18 protein-coding genes are annotated in these 15,582 nt (G+C 43.4%); 4 read left to right on the top strand and 14 right to left on the bottom strand.

Going from position 1 to position 15,582, the window contains the following annotated elements; all coding sequences use genetic code 11:
• Nucleotides 1-21 precede the first annotated feature (21 nt).
• The 3 genes from ABIE26_RS23335 to ABIE26_RS23325 all read left to right on the top strand — a co-directional run bounded on the left by ABIE26_RS23335 (nt 22) and on the right by ABIE26_RS23325 (nt 1,418).
• Nucleotides 22-180, top strand: coding sequence for a FeoB-associated Cys-rich membrane protein (locus tag ABIE26_RS23335; protein WP_310145840.1), 159 nt, complete (start codon nt 22-24; stop codon nt 178-180).
• 16 nt (nt 181-196) lie between these two features.
• Nucleotides 197-787, top strand: coding sequence for a Crp/Fnr family transcriptional regulator (locus ABIE26_RS23330; RefSeq protein ID WP_084238900.1), 591 nt, complete (start codon nt 197-199; stop codon nt 785-787).
• 100 nt (nt 788-887) lie between these two features.
• A complete protein-coding gene (locus ABIE26_RS23325) occupies nt 888-1,418 on the top strand; it encodes a YceI family protein (protein ID WP_310145842.1) in 531 nt (176 codons plus the stop codon).
• Between the two features lies 1 nt (nt 1,419).
• Here ABIE26_RS23325 and ispF read toward each other — a convergent pair whose 3' ends face one another.
• Both ispF and porV read right to left on the bottom strand, forming a co-directional pair.
• Nucleotides 1,420-1,896, bottom strand: a complete 477-nt coding sequence (ispF, locus tag ABIE26_RS23320) for a 2-C-methyl-D-erythritol 2,4-cyclodiphosphate synthase (protein ID WP_310145844.1) — start codon at nt 1,894-1,896, stop codon at nt 1,420-1,422.
• A gap of 41 nt (nt 1,897-1,937) precedes the next feature.
• Nucleotides 1,938-3,119: a type IX secretion system outer membrane channel protein PorV gene (gene porV, locus ABIE26_RS23315; RefSeq protein WP_310145845.1), complete on the bottom strand. Its 1,182-nt coding sequence runs from the start codon at nt 3,117-3,119 to the stop codon at nt 1,938-1,940.
• 229 nt (nt 3,120-3,348) lie between these two features.
• Between porV and ABIE26_RS23310 the strand changes: the two genes are divergently transcribed.
• A complete protein-coding gene (locus ABIE26_RS23310) occupies nt 3,349-4,938 on the top strand; it encodes an SUMF1/EgtB/PvdO family nonheme iron enzyme (protein ID WP_310145847.1) in 1,590 nt (529 codons plus the stop codon).
• Between the two features lie 50 nt (nt 4,939-4,988).
• Here ABIE26_RS23310 and ABIE26_RS23305 read toward each other — a convergent pair whose 3' ends face one another.
• The 12 genes from ABIE26_RS23305 to ABIE26_RS23250 are packed head-to-tail and all read right to left on the bottom strand — an operon-like array spanning nt 4,989 to nt 15,562.
• Nucleotides 4,989-5,486 carry a biotin/lipoyl-containing protein gene (locus ABIE26_RS23305; RefSeq protein WP_310145848.1) on the bottom strand — a complete coding sequence of 166 codons (498 nt, stop codon included), beginning with the start codon at nt 5,484-5,486 and terminating at the stop codon, nt 4,989-4,991.
• 9 nt (nt 5,487-5,495) lie between these two features.
• Nucleotides 5,496-6,149, bottom strand: a complete 654-nt coding sequence (locus ABIE26_RS23300; RefSeq protein ID WP_310145849.1) for a DUF4159 domain-containing protein — start codon at nt 6,147-6,149, stop codon at nt 5,496-5,498.
• Nucleotides 6,146-6,850 (bottom strand): 16S rRNA (uracil(1498)-N(3))-methyltransferase, encoded by a 705-nt coding sequence (locus ABIE26_RS23295; RefSeq protein WP_310145851.1) that lies wholly within the window; start codon nt 6,848-6,850, stop codon nt 6,146-6,148. The genes ABIE26_RS23300 and ABIE26_RS23295 overlap by 4 nt, the downstream gene beginning before the upstream one ends.
• Before the next feature lie 10 nt (nt 6,851-6,860).
• Nucleotides 6,861-8,177, bottom strand: coding sequence for a hemolysin family protein (locus ABIE26_RS23290; protein ID WP_084238885.1), 1,317 nt, complete (start codon nt 8,175-8,177; stop codon nt 6,861-6,863).
• Entirely contained in the window at nt 8,178-8,726 is a 549-nt protein-coding gene (locus tag ABIE26_RS23285) for an inorganic diphosphatase (protein WP_310145853.1), read from the bottom strand. It lies immediately after the preceding gene.
• A 1-nt stretch (nt 8,727) separates the two neighbouring features.
• Complete coding sequence (locus tag ABIE26_RS23280) at nt 8,728-9,390, bottom strand: DedA family protein (RefSeq protein WP_084238883.1); 663 nt, start codon at nt 9,388-9,390, stop codon at nt 8,728-8,730.
• A gap of 45 nt (nt 9,391-9,435) precedes the next feature.
• Nucleotides 9,436-10,809, bottom strand: a complete 1,374-nt coding sequence (locus ABIE26_RS23275) for an NADH-quinone oxidoreductase subunit N (RefSeq protein ID WP_310145854.1) — start codon at nt 10,807-10,809, stop codon at nt 9,436-9,438.
• Nucleotides 10,810-10,818: 9 nt separating this feature from the next.
• Nucleotides 10,819-12,279, bottom strand: a complete 1,461-nt coding sequence (locus ABIE26_RS23270; protein ID WP_310145856.1) for a complex I subunit 4 family protein — start codon at nt 12,277-12,279, stop codon at nt 10,819-10,821.
• A gap of 21 nt (nt 12,280-12,300) precedes the next feature.
• Entirely contained in the window at nt 12,301-14,193 is a 1,893-nt protein-coding gene (nuoL, locus tag ABIE26_RS23265; protein WP_310145857.1) for an NADH-quinone oxidoreductase subunit L, read from the bottom strand.
• A 19-nt stretch (nt 14,194-14,212) separates the two neighbouring features.
• Nucleotides 14,213-14,542 (bottom strand): NADH-quinone oxidoreductase subunit NuoK, encoded by a 330-nt coding sequence (gene nuoK / locus ABIE26_RS23260; RefSeq protein WP_310145858.1) that lies wholly within the window; start codon nt 14,540-14,542, stop codon nt 14,213-14,215.
• A complete protein-coding gene (locus ABIE26_RS23255) occupies nt 14,542-15,039 on the bottom strand; it encodes an NADH-quinone oxidoreductase subunit J family protein (protein WP_310145859.1) in 498 nt (165 codons plus the stop codon). The genes nuoK and ABIE26_RS23255 overlap by 1 nt, the downstream gene beginning before the upstream one ends.
• Before the next feature lie 22 nt (nt 15,040-15,061).
• Complete coding sequence (locus tag ABIE26_RS23250) at nt 15,062-15,562, bottom strand: NuoI/complex I 23 kDa subunit family protein (RefSeq protein WP_310145860.1); 501 nt, start codon at nt 15,560-15,562, stop codon at nt 15,062-15,064.
• Between the last annotated feature and the right edge of the window lie 20 nt (nt 15,563-15,582).

The following is a 15,582-nucleotide window of genomic DNA, read 5'->3' as shown; positions in this document are numbered from 1 at the left end:
GAGGTCCGTTAATTTTGTATTATGGATATTCAAAACATCTTGGTGATATTACTTTTTGCTGCCGCCATATTTTATGTGGGGCGCATGGTTTACCGCGCAATATTCCAAAAAAAAGGTGCCTGTGGGGGTAACTGCAAATGCGGTGTAGATTTCTCCAATATTGAACCTCATAAAAAATAGCATCATCCATATCTCTATGCTGGAACAGTTTAAAGCCTATTTACAAAATAAAGTAGCCCTTACCGACGAACAGTTTGCACTGATTTCTGACAAATTGCGAATAAAAACCTTTGAACGGAATGAAATGATCCTGATGAAAGGTGAAGTTTCTACGCATGGTTATTTTGTTATGAGCGGCCTGCTGCGCAGTTATTCCATTGACAGCAAAGGCAAAACACACATCATTCAGTTCGCTCCTGAACAATGGTGGCTGTCGGACCGTAACGGGATGCTTTTTAATGAAGGCTCGGACTTCTTTATTGATGCTATTGAGCATACCGAAGCTGTCGTAATCCCAAAAGATTACATCAATGAAGCAGCTAAGGTCGTACCCTGCATGCACGACCTGAACCACACCATATTGAACAATTCCATCAGGTTTATGCAGAAAAGGATCAATATGCTGCTCAGCGCAACGGCAGAAGAACGTTACCTGAATTTTATCAAGCTCTACCCCAACCTTACTTTAAGGGTTCCGCAATGGATGATCGCTTCCTATCTGGGCATTACCCCGGAATCTTTGAGCCGGGTACGCAAAGACCTGGCGCATAAGCATTTTAAAGCTTAACTTTTTCTTAATGCTTTCTTATCATACATCAATGCCTGGCTAAACATAGCGCCATAACTTTGTGTTGTTAAATAATTGAAATACCTAACACAACAATATTATGGCAACTACAAACTGGGCATTAGACCCCGCACACAGCGAACTGCAATTTAAAGTAAAACACTTAATGATTACCACTGTAACCGGCAGCCTGAAATCATTAAACGCATCATTAACCAGTCCATCAGATGATTTCGAGGATGCCAGCGTTAAATTTGAAGCAGAAACAGCATCTATAGATACGGGCAATAATGACCGCGACAACCACCTGAAAAGCGGCGATTTCTTCGACGCCGATCAATTCCCGAAAATCACTTTCGAATCTACATCACTGGAAAAAGATGACGATGATTACAAATTAAAAGGCAACCTGACCATTAAAGGCATTACCAAACCGGTAAAACTTGACGTAGAATTCGGCGGGATTGCTACAGACCCATGGGGAAATACCAAAGCGGGTTTTACCATCAGCGGCAAGATTAACCGTACAGACTTTGGTTTAACCTGGAATGCCGCCTTGGAAACAGGCGGTGTAATGGTAAGCGAAGATGTCAAAATCCTGGGTGAACTTCAGTTTGTAAAACAAGCCTAACCTACTTCTGTATCAGGCACACCGCATAAGCAACAACCCCTTCTTCCCTTCCGATGAAGCCCATCTGCTCATTGGTTGTGGCTTTGATAGAAATATCTTCTATGGATATCCCTGCCGCTTCGGCAATATTCTGCTGCATGGCAGGGATATGCGGGTTGATCTTAGGTGCTTCCATGCACAACATGGCATCGATGTTCCCGATTTCATAGCCTTTTTCTTTGAGCAGTTTTACAGTTTCCTGCAAAAGGACCAAGCTACTGATCCCTTTCCAGCGGGGATCTGTGTTTTTAAAATGAAAACCAATATCCCTTAAATTCGCTGCACCCAGCAAAGCATCACATACAGCGTGCAGCAGCACATCAGCATCAGAGTGCCCAAAAGCCCCGCTATGGTGTTCCAGTTGAACGCCCCCCACAATAAAAGGGTGATTTTCCTTTAACTGGTGTACATCAAATCCAAAACCTACTTTAATCTTCATTCTCTTTATCTGTTTATCTTTTGTATTTGTTAAATGCATGGTCAACGCCTGGCTTCCCCGAAATTGAAAAGCATGGTAAACCTTAGTGTATTTGCCAGGGGGCTTTTCTCGGCATTGGCAATGAGATAGGCAATGTCTATATTAAATACATTGTATTTTAACCCGGCCCCAAGTGTGGCGTAACGCCTGTTTCCTTTTTTCGGACTTTCATAAAAATAACCTGCCCTGAAGGCAAATTGCTGGTTATACCAGTATTCTATCCCTGCCGCTATATTTATTTCCTTGATCTCTTCGCTGAAACCTCCAGGTGCATCTGTAAAGGACCCGAAAACCCCTGCAGGAACAGAACGGTCCGGATCCCGGCCCCGCAAAATCTTTCCGTTTACATCGTAAACAGGCTCAGTGGGCGCCAGCAGTTTGTTAAAATCAAGTGCAAAGGTAAACTGGTTATAGTCGTCCATCAAAAAAGTGGACGCTCCACCGATTTTTAAATTTGCAGGCAGAAAATACCGGCTCCCCCCATCAGAATAACTCAATTTAGTGCCAATATTGGAGAGGTTGAGCCCTGCAGAAAGTATGGCATCAGTACCCAGAAATACTGTTGGCTTTTTAAAATATGCCGACGCGTCTATTGCAAGTGCCGAGCCGGCATGGGTCTCCTGTCCGGCCGTAAACTGCCCAGAACTCAGGTTGGAGTAAATATAACGCAATGAGGTGCCCAGGGAAAAGCTTTCGCCCATACGCCTGGAATAGGTGACATCAAAAGCCAGCTCATTCGGACTATAAACACCCAGGTCCTGCTGGTTAATGTCTGTCAGCTGAATCTCTCCAAGGTTGAAATAACGCAGTGAACTGCCCAGCGTGGTTCGTTCGTCGGGTTTATAAAAGCCGCTGACATAAGTCAGGTTTACATCCGGGACAAGACTTTTTAACCAGGGACTATAGGAAACAGAAAAACCGTATTTTTTCTCTAAAAAAGCAAGCTTGGCGGGATTAATGCTCATGGCATTGGCATCGGGCTGCACGGCCACACCTGCATCAGCCATACCACCTGCACGTGCATCCGGTGTGATCAGCAAAAAAGGTACCGCAGTAATGATGTTGTTCGCTTGGCTGCCATTGGTTTGGGTGCCCGGCTGGACTACCTGGGCACGCAGCGTTGCTCCAGCTGCCACTAAGGAGATAACGCTTAAAGCAGCTTTAACAATACATCTAAAATTCATCCGCTATAAATAATTTAAACAATTATTGTCTGCAAGTTAACATAGTGTTCAGTAATTTCAAAGTATTGTTACCCTAACTACCGGTTTTAATCCGGAAAGTTATTTTCACTTTATTAATTATCTTCTTGGTGCGTAACCCTTTTTTTACGTAATTTTAACTCTTAGTAGTGCTAAAGTGTTTTTATACAAAACATCAGGCACCTTAAAAGAACATATATATCATTCCCATATGAAGAAAACATACTTATACTTACTTATATCCCTTGTGGCTGTAACGTCTTTTGTCTCCTGTAAATCCAGATCAGGTAAATCAGACAAAACCGGTATGGACTACAACAAGAAGGAATATGGTGGTTTTGTAGTTAACAACAGGTACAAACGCGGTCCAGGCCCCGGACTGGTAGAAATAGAGGGCGGGGTTTTTGTGATGAGCGGAAGCGCAATCAATGTTCCGGGACAGGAGCTGAGTTCGTACAACCACAAAAGAGAAACAACAGTTTCTTCTTTCTATATGGATGAAACAGAGGTTTCCAATACCAACTGGCTGGAATACCTGAACTGGATCCGCACCAACTTCCCTAAAGATTACGAATATTACTACAATGAAATGCCAGACACCCTGGTATGGCGCAGACCGCTTTCCTACAACGAGCCTTATGTAGATAATTATCTGAGACATCCGGCCTATCAGGATTATCCTGTGGTAGGCGTTTCCTGGGAACAGGCAGAAAGGTATTGCGAATGGCGGACAGACCGTGTAAACGAACTCCTGCTTCGTGAGCGTGGTTATATGACCACCTTCAAAGATTTAAATGGCGGTTCCGCAAGGGCCAACGCGGCAGCCCCCGCAACTCCACTGCCAACCGGCCCATTCAGTACAGATACTTATCTGGCCGGCCAGCATGACGACAAAGGTAGAAAGGCCATGAAAGACCTTAACCCTGCAAATACAGCGGCAGCAGGTACCACAGGAGGAAGAAATACCGCTACCAGAACCGTGCGCCTGGAGGATGGGATCTTAAAGCAGCCTTACCGCTTACCTACAGAGGCCGAGTGGGAATATGCCGCTCTGGGCCTTATTGGCAATACCCAATATGAGAACATCAATAGCAATAAAATATACCCATGGAGCGGACTGGGTCTAAGCTCGGCCAGGAAAAGTACCCGCGGTTTGATCCTTGCCAACTTTAAAAGGACCAAAGGGGATTATATGGGTGTAGGCGGATCATTGAATGATAAAGGTAGTATTACTGTAGCCGTAAGGTCTTATACCCCTAATGATTTTGGACTTTACAATATGGCAGGAAACGTAAATGAATGGGTGGCCGATGTTTATCGTTCCCATACTTTTGAAGCTGCAGATGCGTTTAACCCTTACCGTGGTAACTATTACCAGGATAAGAAAATTGCTGATCCTTCAACCGGAAAACTGGCTATTGATAAATACAATAAACCGGTAATGACGGATGCCCTTTATGCAAAAAAACAGACCTGGGCAGAGAAACAGGCTTCAGCAAACAAACCAGCTGATTCTGTAAAAAATACTTATGCAGACCAAAGGGGATACAGGGATCCACAAAGTGAATTCTATGGAGAAATTACCCTGATCAATGATAAATCAAGGGTTTATAAAGGAGGCTCGTGGAATGACCAGGCGCTATGGTTAAACCCGGCCAGCAGAAGGTTCCTGCAGCAAGATGAGGCTACAGCCGATATCGGTTTCAGATGTGCAATGACCATGCTGGGAGCGCCGGAAATCAGATCCACCGGAAAACCACAGTTTAAACCGAAAGCAGGAAGAGCCTTTAAAAGCCGCTAAAGACATAGTCGTCTTTCATAAAAAAGGAGCAGGTTAAACCTGCTCCTTTTTTATGAAAACTGTATCAGTATTTCGTTCTTTTCGACTTTATCGCCCTTGCTGACAAGGATCTTTTTGACAGTCCCACTGGCGGGCGATTTGATGATGTTCTCCATTTTCATCGCTTCAAGGACCAGCAGGTTATCACCCTTGTTCACTTCCTGCCCTTCCTGGACAATCACATTCAGCACCAGGCCAGGCATTGGGGCCTTAATCTCCTTCATCTTACTGGTTTTGGAATTGTCGAACCCAAGCTGCTGTAACAACAGGTCATATTGGTCCTGAATTGCAACCTGATATAAATTGCCATTTACTTTTATTATACTGGTTTTTTCACCTTTATCTTCTGACACCAGCTCTATGTTATAAGATCTGTTCTGGTAGATGATGCTTACATGTTTGTCAGACAGCACCGCTGAATCCAGACGAACCTCGGCACCTTCCACTGTAAGCACATCCCGCTCCAGCCCTACCTCAAAATTATAATGATCATTTACGTTTACTTTCATCTGCTTCTTTTATTGTGTTAATGCATACTGCACCAGATTAGCACCCATTTTAAGTGCATTAGTCCGTTTTTCCTGTGTATCTTCGGGATAGGTGCCGAAATCTTCCCAGCCATTGCCTAAATCGCATTCATAGGTATAATAACAAACCATCCTACCTTCCCACATCAAGGCATATCCTTTCGGTGCTTTACCATCATGTTCATGAATCTTGGGCAAACCATTAGGAAATTTATACTTCTGGTTATACAGGCTGTGGTTTGCGGGAAGCTCAGCAAAGCTAAGCTCCGGGAATACTTTTTTCATCTCCGTACGGATAAACTTATCCAGGCCGTAGTTATCATCTATATGCAAAAAACCACCACCTGTTAAGTACCTTCGTAAATTGGTGGCTTCGGCAGTACTAAAAACAACATTGCCATGCCCGGTTAAATAAACGAAAGGATAATTGAAAATCTCTGCACTGCCCACTTCCACAATCGCGTCCTGTGGACTAAAATTCGTTTTCAGGTTTTTATTACAGAAATCGATCAGATTGGGTAACGCTGTCCGGTTTGCATACCAATCACCCCCGCCGTTATACTTTAGCTTGGCCATTTTATAGGTAGGAACCCAAAAACTGCTCAGCAGCAACAATATCAGAAATCCGCCTAACCTGATTTTCATCTGTTTAAATAATTTGCTTCAAAACAGGCTGCCAGGGCAGCGGTTTCCGTCCTGAGCCGTGTATTACCTAAAGTTAAGGGTTTATAGCCCGCCTGCAAAGCCATTTCAATTTCCCTGGGTGTAAAATCGCCCTCGGGCCCTATCAGAATGGTATAACCCTGTGCCGGCTGTATCAAATCGCTCATATATTGCCTTGGCTCATTGTCCAGGCAATGGGCAATCATCTTCGTGCTGTTGTTATTTTGTTTCAGGAAGTCGGCCAAAGCAATTTGAGGGTTCAATACCGGATGATAGGCCTGTAGCGATTGCTTTACAGCTGATGTGATCACTTTATACAACCGGTCTTCCTTAATCACCTTACGTTCCGAGCGCTCACAGATCACCGTCGTAATTTCTTCAATACCGATTTCAGTGGCCTTCTCAAGGAACCACTCCAGCCGGTCTATATTTTTTGTAGGAGCAACGGCGATATGAAGATGCTGACTGCGCTTGTTGTATTCCCTTTGGGTTTCTATTACCCTAAGGGCTACATTTCTCTTTGCTTCGCCGGTAATCTCTGCCTTGTAAAGCCCCCCGACACCATCGATCAGGTAAACCTGGGCACCTATGCCCAAACGCAATACCTTTGTACAATGCCTGCTTTCCTCCTCACTTAACAAATACGCATCAGCGCTGATATCCGGGGTATAAAAAACATGCATGGTGTTGATTTTAATGGAGGTCGATCATATCCTTCTTACTGATTACCAGTTCCAGCTTTATGGTTTCTATGTTCTGTTCGGTTTTCTTCAGGATCGTAAACAGATAACCGTAGCATTCTTCACTGTCGCCCACCTCGGGTATTTTACCAAAAGCATGGGAAACCAGTCCACCCACCGTATCAAAGTCCTCATCCTCCGGCAGGTCATGCGGCAGGTGCTCGTTCACATCGTAAACAGTGGCGTAGGCGTTGATGATGAATTCCGTATCTGAAATCTTTTCAACATTAGGCTTTTCCTCATCGTATTCATCCTGTATCTCGCCAACAATTTCTTCCACGATATCTTCCAGGGTAACCATACCCGCAGTACCGCCAAATTCGTCAATCACAATGGCGATCTGTATGCGTTTCTGCTGGAGCTCGCTCAGCAGGTCATTGATCTTTTTCGTTTCAGGAACAAAGTAAGGCTTCCTGATGATATCCTTCAATCCCCAGTCTTTATTTTCTGCAAGTAAAGGAAGGATATCCTTGGCATGTACAATACCGATGATCTTATCAATGATATCATCATATACCGGCAAGCGGGAATATCCTTCTGCAATGATCTTCTCTACAACTTCTTTTTTTGGTGTAGAAACCTCTACACCCATAATTTTGGTTCGTGGAACCATAATATTTTTTACCACGCGCTCGTTAAAATCAAAAACGTTCTTGATCAACTCGTGCTCATTGGTATCCAACGCACCACTTTCTTTCCCCTGATCCAGCAGGTAATGCAATTCTTCTGTACTGTGTACAGAATCATGCCCGCCTACATTGGAAATGCCGAAGATCTTGAGTACCACATTGGCAAATCCATTCAATACCCAGATGAAGGGTCTGAATATCAGATAAAAACCTTGCAGTGGCAATGCTATGAAAAGAGTAGTTGCAACAGGTCGTTGAATGGCTACCGATTTAGGAGCAAGCTCTCCAAATACAATGTGCATTACGGTAATGAACATAAAGGCTATTCCGGTAGAAATAGAAGTGATGTATACCTCCGACAAGGAGAAATTGATCAGCAGGTCGTGCACAATGCTGTGCATTACCGACTCGCCAACCCAACCCAGCCCCAGTGAGGCCAGGGTGATTCCAAGTTGCGTCGCAGCCAGATACCCATCCAAATGCTGGGTAATGTGCTTTGCGATATTCGCAACCCTGCTCCCGGATTTAGCTTTTATCTCAATCTGGGAAGCCCTTACTTTCACTATTGCAAACTCTGCTGCAACAAAAAAACCATTAAGGGCTACCAGAAAAAAGGTAAAAAATATTTTAAATGCTTCCATTTAAGAATTATTTCTAAACTTCTTGTCGTAAAGCTCTATGCTTTCCTGTATCACTTTGTGGGCATAACGTACACCCAGTAAATGTTCAATGGTTACTTTCTTTTCTTCAAGGGCCTTATAGTCCTGGAAAAACTTTACAATTTCTTTCATGGTATGCGGAGGTAGTTCGGCCAGGTCATTGATGTAGTTCACAGACATGTCGTTCTTAGCTACGGCAATGATCTTGTCATCCTGTTCGCCATTGTCCACCATGTGCATCACACCAATAACTTTGGCTTCAATGATGGTCATCGGGTAAACATCTACAGAACACAGTACCAGAATATCAAGAGGGTCATTATCATCGCAGTAAGTTTGCGGGATAAAACCATAATTTGCAGGATACATCACTGACGAAAACAGCACACGGTCTAATTTAATCAGGTTTGAATCTTTATCGATTTCGTACTTTGCTTTTGATCCTTTTGGAATTTCAATAATGGCATTTACAGTCTCAGGCACGTTATTGCCCGGAGAAACACTGTGCCACGGATGATGGTCGTCTTTCATTTTATTGTTGCGTATTTGATAATTCGTCGTTGTTATCTTTCACTACCTTCTTTCTCACAAATGTGACGATTAACGGAATAGTTGTAATAACAATAAAGCCTATAATAATATATAATAAATAATCGTTAATTTCTTTTTCAAATCTCTTGCCCAGAAAATATCCTAGCAAAGTTAAGGATGCTATCCAGATCAATGCCCCGGCAACGTTGTATAAAGCAAACCGCTTAAAATCCAGCTTTACAACACCAGCAAAAATCGGTGCAAAGGTCCTTACAATCGGTACAAATCTACCCATAATCAGCGCAAAGGCTCCTTGTTTATGGTAATATTCTTCTGCGGCCTTCAAATAACGTCTTTTAAAGAAGAAAGATTCCTTTCTGTGATACAGTACCGGCCCCGTCTTTCGCCCAAACCAATAGCCTACAAAATTACCGGATACAGCAGAAACACATAGGCCGATAATCAGGACATATATATTTACGTCTAACTTACCTGTTGCCACGAACATCCCGGCAAGAAACAAGAGGTAATCCCCCGGAAGAAAAAATCCAAAGAACAAGCCTGTTTCGGCAAAGATCACAAACATTACAACGTAAAAACCACCTTCTCTAAGTAATTTTTCGGGATCAATGAAGTGCTGTAACGTATTCCAGAAATCTTGCATATTTCAATTATTCGTAAAACTACAAATAATTATCTAGAGAAGAGACTATATCAGATTTAAAATTACCGCCGGATATACGCCTAAAATCACTGTAATCACTACCGATAACACCAATGCCACCTGGTATTGCGCAGGCGTCTGGAGCTCCGTTTCATGACCATCTTTGAAGTACATGGCAACTATAACCCTGAAGTAATAATAAAAGCCAACAAGTGCATTTAAAATCGCAAATGCCACCAGATATATCTGGTATTCTTTCATTACATTCACAAACATCAGGTACTTGCCTATAAAACCTGCAGTTAAAGGAATACCCGCCAGCGACAACATAGCTATAGTAAGTACCAATGCCGTTAAAGGGTTGCGTTTGGCTAGCCCGTTGAAACTTTCAAAGCTGTCATCTCCGGTTTTTTGTTTGACCAGGATCAATACTGCAAAGGCAATGATGCTTGCAAAAGTATAGGCAGCCGCATACACCAGCACGTTACTCGATGAATTTCCTGTTAAGGTGATCAGCGAGAAAAGCAGGTAGCCTGCATGCGAGATACTGGAGTAGGCCAGCATTCTTTTAAAGTTTTTCTGGAAAAGAGCTGTAACGTTACCAATCAGCAACGTTAAACATACAATACCCATCATTGGCGGCAGCCAGAAATCGTGCAATGGCGCAAGTGTGCCGGCAAACAACCTTAAGAACGCGGCAAAACCAGCTGTTTTTACTACGGTTGACATAAATGCCGTGATCAGTGTAGGTGCCCCCTCATATACATCTGGTGTCCAGAAGTGAAATGGTGCAGCCCCGATTTTAAAGCACAAACCGATCAGCAGCAGAATTACCCCTGGGTAAAACATGGGTGGTATGGTTTTATAATTGCTCACCAGGAACTTGTTAATCGTATCAAGGTCAAAAGACCCCGTAGCGCCATAAATCAGCGCAATACCAAACAACAGGAAGCCGGTAGAAAAGGCCCCCATCAGAAAGTATTTCAATGACGCTTCATTAGAAGCAAAATTTCCTTTTCTGATACCTGCCAGTATGTAAAGGCTGACCGACATGATCTCCAGTCCGATGAACAGCATCGACATGTTTTTATAGGAAACCATGATCACTATACCCGCCAGCGCAAACAGGATCAGTGTAAAATATTCCGCTATATTTTCACTGTCGGCAGCAAAATAGTTCTGTGTAAGTAAGAATATAAGTAAAGTCCCCGAAACAGTTAAGCCGGTAAAAGCCAGTGCAAAATTATCCATCTGCATCATGCCATAATAGGTCTGATCGGTATTCCAGCCTGTAACTACAAATGCCAGCGATAGGAGCAAACCCAGTAAGGTAAGGGGTAATAACGCTTTTTTAGCTTTAAACAAACCTGCGTAAAGCACTACCAAAGCTGTAACAGTTATTGTTATGATGATATTCATTTCCTTCTTTTACTGATTTAATTTTTGAGTTACCTGTTCTAATAAATGTTGTACCGAGGCTTCTGACAACTGCAAAACCGGCTTAGGGTAAACCCCCAAAACGATAACCAGCGCACAGATAATATACAACACCAGCTGTTCCGAACCTTTAATATCTGTAAAGCCAATGGTCAGGTCATTGGTTTTACCCAGCATTACATTCTGGTACATCCTGAACATATAAACCGCACCAAAGATGATGGTAAGACCAGCAAATACAGCTGCCCAGAGGCTATATTGATAAATACCGATCAACAAAAGGAACTCGCCAATAAAGCCATTGGTACCCGGCAGGGCAACGGTTCCCAGCACAATGATCAAAAATACGATGGCCAGCTTAGGCGCCTGTTTTGCAATTCCTCCCAGTTCCGCAATCTTATAAGTACCCACACGGCTGGCAATAATGTCGAGCACAAAGAATAGACCTACCACATTGACACCATGGCTCAGCATCTGGATCATGGCGCCCTGCATCCCCTGCACATTTAAAGCGAATATACCCGCCGAGATCAGGCCTACGTGACCGATTGAAGAATAAGCCACCAGGCGCTTTGCATCTTTTTGTGTAAAAGCGATCAATGAGGCATAAACCACCCCGATAATGGATAAAATAATCGCCAGCTGTCCCCATTGCGCAACTCCGGCAGGCACTACAGGCAACAACCACCTGATCACCCCATAAATACCCATCTTTAGCATGATACCCGAAAGCAACATAGTTCCGGCCGCAGGAGCTTCGGTATAAGTATCCGGCTGCCAGGTATGAAAAGGGAATACCGGCATCTTAATGGCAAAGGCCACAAAGAAGGCCCAGAATATCCAGGTTTGTTGTGTACCATCCAGGTTCAGGCTGTAAAAAGCCTGTATGTCGAAATTACTGGCCGGATTCTGCAGATAAAGATAAATGATCCCCAGCAGCATAAATAAAGAACCCGCAATGGTATATACAAAGAACTTCATGTTTACCTTTATCCTGTTTTTACCGCCCCAAACTGCACAGATAAAGTAAATTGGAATCAGGGCTGCTTCCCATCCGATATAGAAAAGAAAGGCATCCATTGCCGTAAATACCACCAGCAAACCGGTCTGCATAAACAGGATCAATGCAAAAAATGCATTTGCACTTTTATATTGATGCTGATAAGCAGCCAGGATGATCAAAGGTACAAGTACATTGGTCAGCAATATGGTGATCATGCTGATCCCATCAACCCCTGCATGAAAACTGATGCCAAGATCTCTTATCCAGGGACAGTTTACAACAAATTGTGTACTTGCATCCGGTATAAAATTGCATACCATGATCAATGCCAGGGCCAGAGATGCGACTGCCGAACCCAATGCAACATGCTTTGCTGCATTTCCGGAAAATGCGGTAACCAGGGCACCAAGCAATGGTAAAAATAGGAGAAGTATTAAAAGTTGTTCCATTATCTTTTCTTGAACGATCTTTTACAGAGATAAATAAGTATACAATAACAATGAGATGATGCCTATCACCATCATAAAAATATAAAAGCCAACATTTCCAGACTGGATCAAACGCATGCCTTTGCTGGCTTCAGATGCAGTCCAGCCAAAGCCGTTTACAATGCCATCCACGATCTTATTGTCAACAATCTTATAGCAAAAGCCTGATAAGACATCCAGGGGTTTTCTGATCACCGCATCGTAGATTTCATCAAAATAAAACTTGTGGTACGAAAGACTGGCCAGTGCCGGACGTTTCGTTTCGTCAGGTACAGGAATATGATTTTGCTTCACATATTTACCATAAGCCAGGCCAATGGAGATCAGTACACCTACTACAGAAACTGCCATCAGCATGTATTCTGTAGCATGGTCAGGTGCTTCTCCGGTATGTTTGATTACCGGCGACAGCCAGTGCGAAAGCCAGTGGTTTCCACCCAATGCCTCAGGAATACCAATTGCCCCGCCTATAGCGGATAAAACTGCCAGAACGATCAAAGGAAGGGTCATCGATTTAGGCGACTCGTGGATTTTTTCTTCAGCATGGTGCGTCCCCCTGTACTTACCGTAAAACGTAAGGAACAGCATCCTGAACATATAAAACGCGGTTAAAAATGCGCCAAACACGGCAATTCCCCACATCACCTTATCATGCAGGTAAACATGCGCTAAAATCTCGTCCTTAGAAAAGAAACCAGAGAATGGAGGTAAACCGGCTATTGCTATGGTACCAATCAGCATGGTCAAAAAGGTTACCGGCAGTTTTTTACGCAATCCGCCCATATGGCGCATATCCTGTTCATGGTGCAAAGCATGAATCACAGAACCTGCACACAGGAACAACAATGCCTTAAAGAAAGCATGGGTAATGACATGGAAAAAAGCCCCGTTATAAGCACCCACACCCAGGCCCAGGAACATGTAACCCAATTGGGATACGGTTGAATAGGCCAGTACTTTTTTAATATCCGTTTGGGTTAAAGCAATAATGGCAGCTACAATTGCTGTAGCCAGACCAACAATGGCAATCACATGCTGGATCATTGGGGCAAGGTCGAACAGCAGGTTCGATCTGGCAATCATATAAATACCAGCAGTTACCATGGTAGCTGCGTGGATCAGTGCCGAAACAGGGGTTGGGCCGGCCATCGCATCAGGCAGCCAGGTAAACAAAGGCAGCTGGGCGGATTTACCGCAAGCACCAATAAATAGCAACAAGGCAATTAAAGCAATGGTCCCATTTCCCGGAAGCATGTTTGCTGCCTGAGGCCAGATCTTGCTGAATTCAATACTGCCAAAGGTAGTGAAGATCAGGAATACACCCAGCAAAAAGCCAAGGTCGCCAATACGGTTCATCACAAAAGCTTTTTTAGCCGCAGAGGCGTAGCTGCTATTGGTATACCAGAAGCCGATCAGCAGGTAAGAACAAAGCCCTACACCTTCCCAGCCAATGAACATCACAATATAATTTGAGCCTAAAACCAGCAGCAGCATGAAAAAGATGAACAGGTTCAGATAGCTGAAGAACTTACCAAAGCCCTCATCGCTGTGCATATAGCCAATCGAATAAATATGAATCAGAAAACCCACACCGGTAATGATCAGCAACATCAGCGAGCTCAATGGATCGACAAGGAATGACAATGGAATGTCAAGCGTTCCTGCACTGATCCAGTTAAAAAGAAATATCTCATGAGATTTATTGGCATCTGCACCCAGTTCAAAAAAGATGCCTACACTGATTGCAAATGAAATGAATATCACACTGCTTCCTATAAAACCAATCAGGTTTTTAGATAGTGAATTTCTCCCAAGACCGTTTATTACAAAGCCCAACAGAGGAATTAACGGAACCAGCCAAACTAAATTTATCATCTTATATTCTTCTTAATAATTACCACTTAAGGCGATTCAATACATTTATATCGGTAGACTGGGTATTTCTATAAACCATTACAATGATACTCAGGCCTACCGCAACCTCTGCAGCAGCCAAAGCCATAATAAAGAATACGAATACCTGACCGGAAGGATCATTGCTGTGTACCGAAAAAGCCGTCAGCAATAAATTCACTGCGTTCAGCATCAGCTCAATAGACATGAAGATCACAATTGCATTTCTGCGGGTCAGTACACCAATCACACCGATGGTGAAAATAATCGCGCTCAGCCAGATGTAGTGGTTAAGCGGAACACCCTGTAATTCCTGAGTAATGTTACCCATTATACTTTTTCTTTTTTAGTTAACAATATGGCACCTACCATTGCCGAAAGCAATAGAATGGAGCAAAGTTCAAATGGCAGCATGAAAGGTCCAAACAATTCCTTGCCCAGGTTTTTTACCAGGCCCAGATTTGGATTTTTCAGTACCACGGGATCAGAAATGGCCGTGGCTTTCAATGCGCCGGCCAGCGTAACCAACAGACAGCAGCCTGCAATTACCCCTACTATTTTAAGCAAGCCCGATTTAAGCGGCTCATTGTCCTTATTCAGGTTCAGCAGCATCAGCACAAACAGGAACAATACCATGATAGCCCCCATGTAAACAATAAAGTTTACCACAGCAAGAAATTGTGCATTCAGCAGGATATAGTGAACCGTAAAAGTAAAAAATGTAACGATCAGGTAAAGCACACTATGCACCGGGTTCTTTGAAAAAATAACCAGGAGGGAAAAGATGATGCTTAATGTTGCTACAAAATAGAATACCGATGTACCCATTAATTTTTCTTGTTTAGTTTATTTATTTCTTAGTTAATGGTTGTTCAACCAGCTTATCTTTACCATAGATGAAATCCTTGCGCAGGTAATCGGCCGGAACAATCGGTCCATCCAGGTAGATGGCTTCTTTCGGACAGGCCTCCTCGCATAGACCACAAAAAATGCAGCGCAGCATATTGATCTCATACACTGAAGCATATTTCTCTTCGCGGTATAAATCCTTCTCTTCAGGTTTGCGCTCTGCAGCAATCATGGTAATTGCTTCCGCCGGACAGGATAGTGCACATAAACCACAGGCGGTACAGCGTTCCCGTCCTTCTTCATCTCTTTTCAGCGAGTGCATCCCCCTGAAATTGGTCGAGAATTCCCTTTCCACTTCCGGATACCTGATCGTGGCCTCTTTCTTAAAAAAGTGGCTGATGGTAATAGACATCCCTTTGGCAATCGCCGGCAAATAAAGACGCTCGGCAAGGGTCAGTGGCTTTTTCTCTAATACTTTCTTTTTACTGGTCAATGGTTCCATTAAACCTCCTTATTATTTAT

Origin of the sequence: Pedobacter africanus (assembly GCF_040548825.1) — a bacterium.
GTDB lineage: Bacteria > Bacteroidota > Bacteroidia > Sphingobacteriales > Sphingobacteriaceae > Pedobacter > Pedobacter africanus_A.
The sequence above is the reverse complement of the archived record's forward strand: the minus strand, read 5'-3'. Positions and strand labels throughout refer to the sequence as shown.

What these genes read in the sequence shown, in the direction of transcription:
- ABIE26_RS23335 (WP_310145840.1), top strand. Translation starts at nt 22, where the DNA reads ATGGATATTCAAAACATCTTGGTGATATTACTTTTTGCTGCCGCCATA.
- ABIE26_RS23330 (WP_084238900.1), top strand. Translation starts at nt 197, where the DNA reads ATGCTGGAACAGTTTAAAGCCTATTTACAAAATAAAGTAGCCCTTACC.
- ABIE26_RS23325 (WP_310145842.1), top strand. Translation starts at nt 888, where the DNA reads ATGGCAACTACAAACTGGGCATTAGACCCCGCACACAGCGAACTGCAA.
- ispF (WP_310145844.1), bottom strand. Translation starts at nt 1,896, where the DNA reads ATGAAGATTAAAGTAGGTTTTGGATTTGATGTACACCAGTTAAAGGAA.
- porV (WP_310145845.1), bottom strand. Translation starts at nt 3,119, where the DNA reads ATGAATTTTAGATGTATTGTTAAAGCTGCTTTAAGCGTTATCTCCTTA.
- ABIE26_RS23310 (WP_310145847.1), top strand. Translation starts at nt 3,349, where the DNA reads ATGAAGAAAACATACTTATACTTACTTATATCCCTTGTGGCTGTAACG.
- ABIE26_RS23305 (WP_310145848.1), bottom strand. Translation starts at nt 5,486, where the DNA reads ATGAAAGTAAACGTAAATGATCATTATAATTTTGAGGTAGGGCTGGAG.
- ABIE26_RS23300 (WP_310145849.1), bottom strand. Translation starts at nt 6,149, where the DNA reads ATGAAAATCAGGTTAGGCGGATTTCTGATATTGTTGCTGCTGAGCAGT.
- ABIE26_RS23295 (WP_310145851.1), bottom strand. Translation starts at nt 6,850, where the DNA reads ATGCATGTTTTTTATACCCCGGATATCAGCGCTGATGCGTATTTGTTA.
- ABIE26_RS23290 (WP_084238885.1), bottom strand. Translation starts at nt 8,177, where the DNA reads ATGGAAGCATTTAAAATATTTTTTACCTTTTTTCTGGTAGCCCTTAAT.
- ABIE26_RS23285 (WP_310145853.1), bottom strand. Translation starts at nt 8,726, where the DNA reads ATGAAAGACGACCATCATCCGTGGCACAGTGTTTCTCCGGGCAATAAC.
- ABIE26_RS23280 (WP_084238883.1), bottom strand. Translation starts at nt 9,390, where the DNA reads ATGCAAGATTTCTGGAATACGTTACAGCACTTCATTGATCCCGAAAAA.
- ABIE26_RS23275 (WP_310145854.1), bottom strand. Translation starts at nt 10,809, where the DNA reads ATGAATATCATCATAACAATAACTGTTACAGCTTTGGTAGTGCTTTAC.
- ABIE26_RS23270 (WP_310145856.1), bottom strand. Translation starts at nt 12,279, where the DNA reads ATGGAACAACTTTTAATACTTCTCCTATTTTTACCATTGCTTGGTGCC.
- nuoL (WP_310145857.1), bottom strand. Translation starts at nt 14,193, where the DNA reads ATGATAAATTTAGTTTGGCTGGTTCCGTTAATTCCTCTGTTGGGCTTT.
- nuoK (WP_310145858.1), bottom strand. Translation starts at nt 14,542, where the DNA reads ATGGGTAACATTACTCAGGAATTACAGGGTGTTCCGCTTAACCACTAC.
- ABIE26_RS23255 (WP_310145859.1), bottom strand. Translation starts at nt 15,039, where the DNA reads ATGGGTACATCGGTATTCTATTTTGTAGCAACATTAAGCATCATCTTT.
- ABIE26_RS23250 (WP_310145860.1), bottom strand. Translation starts at nt 15,562, where the DNA reads ATGGAACCATTGACCAGTAAAAAGAAAGTATTAGAGAAAAAGCCACTG.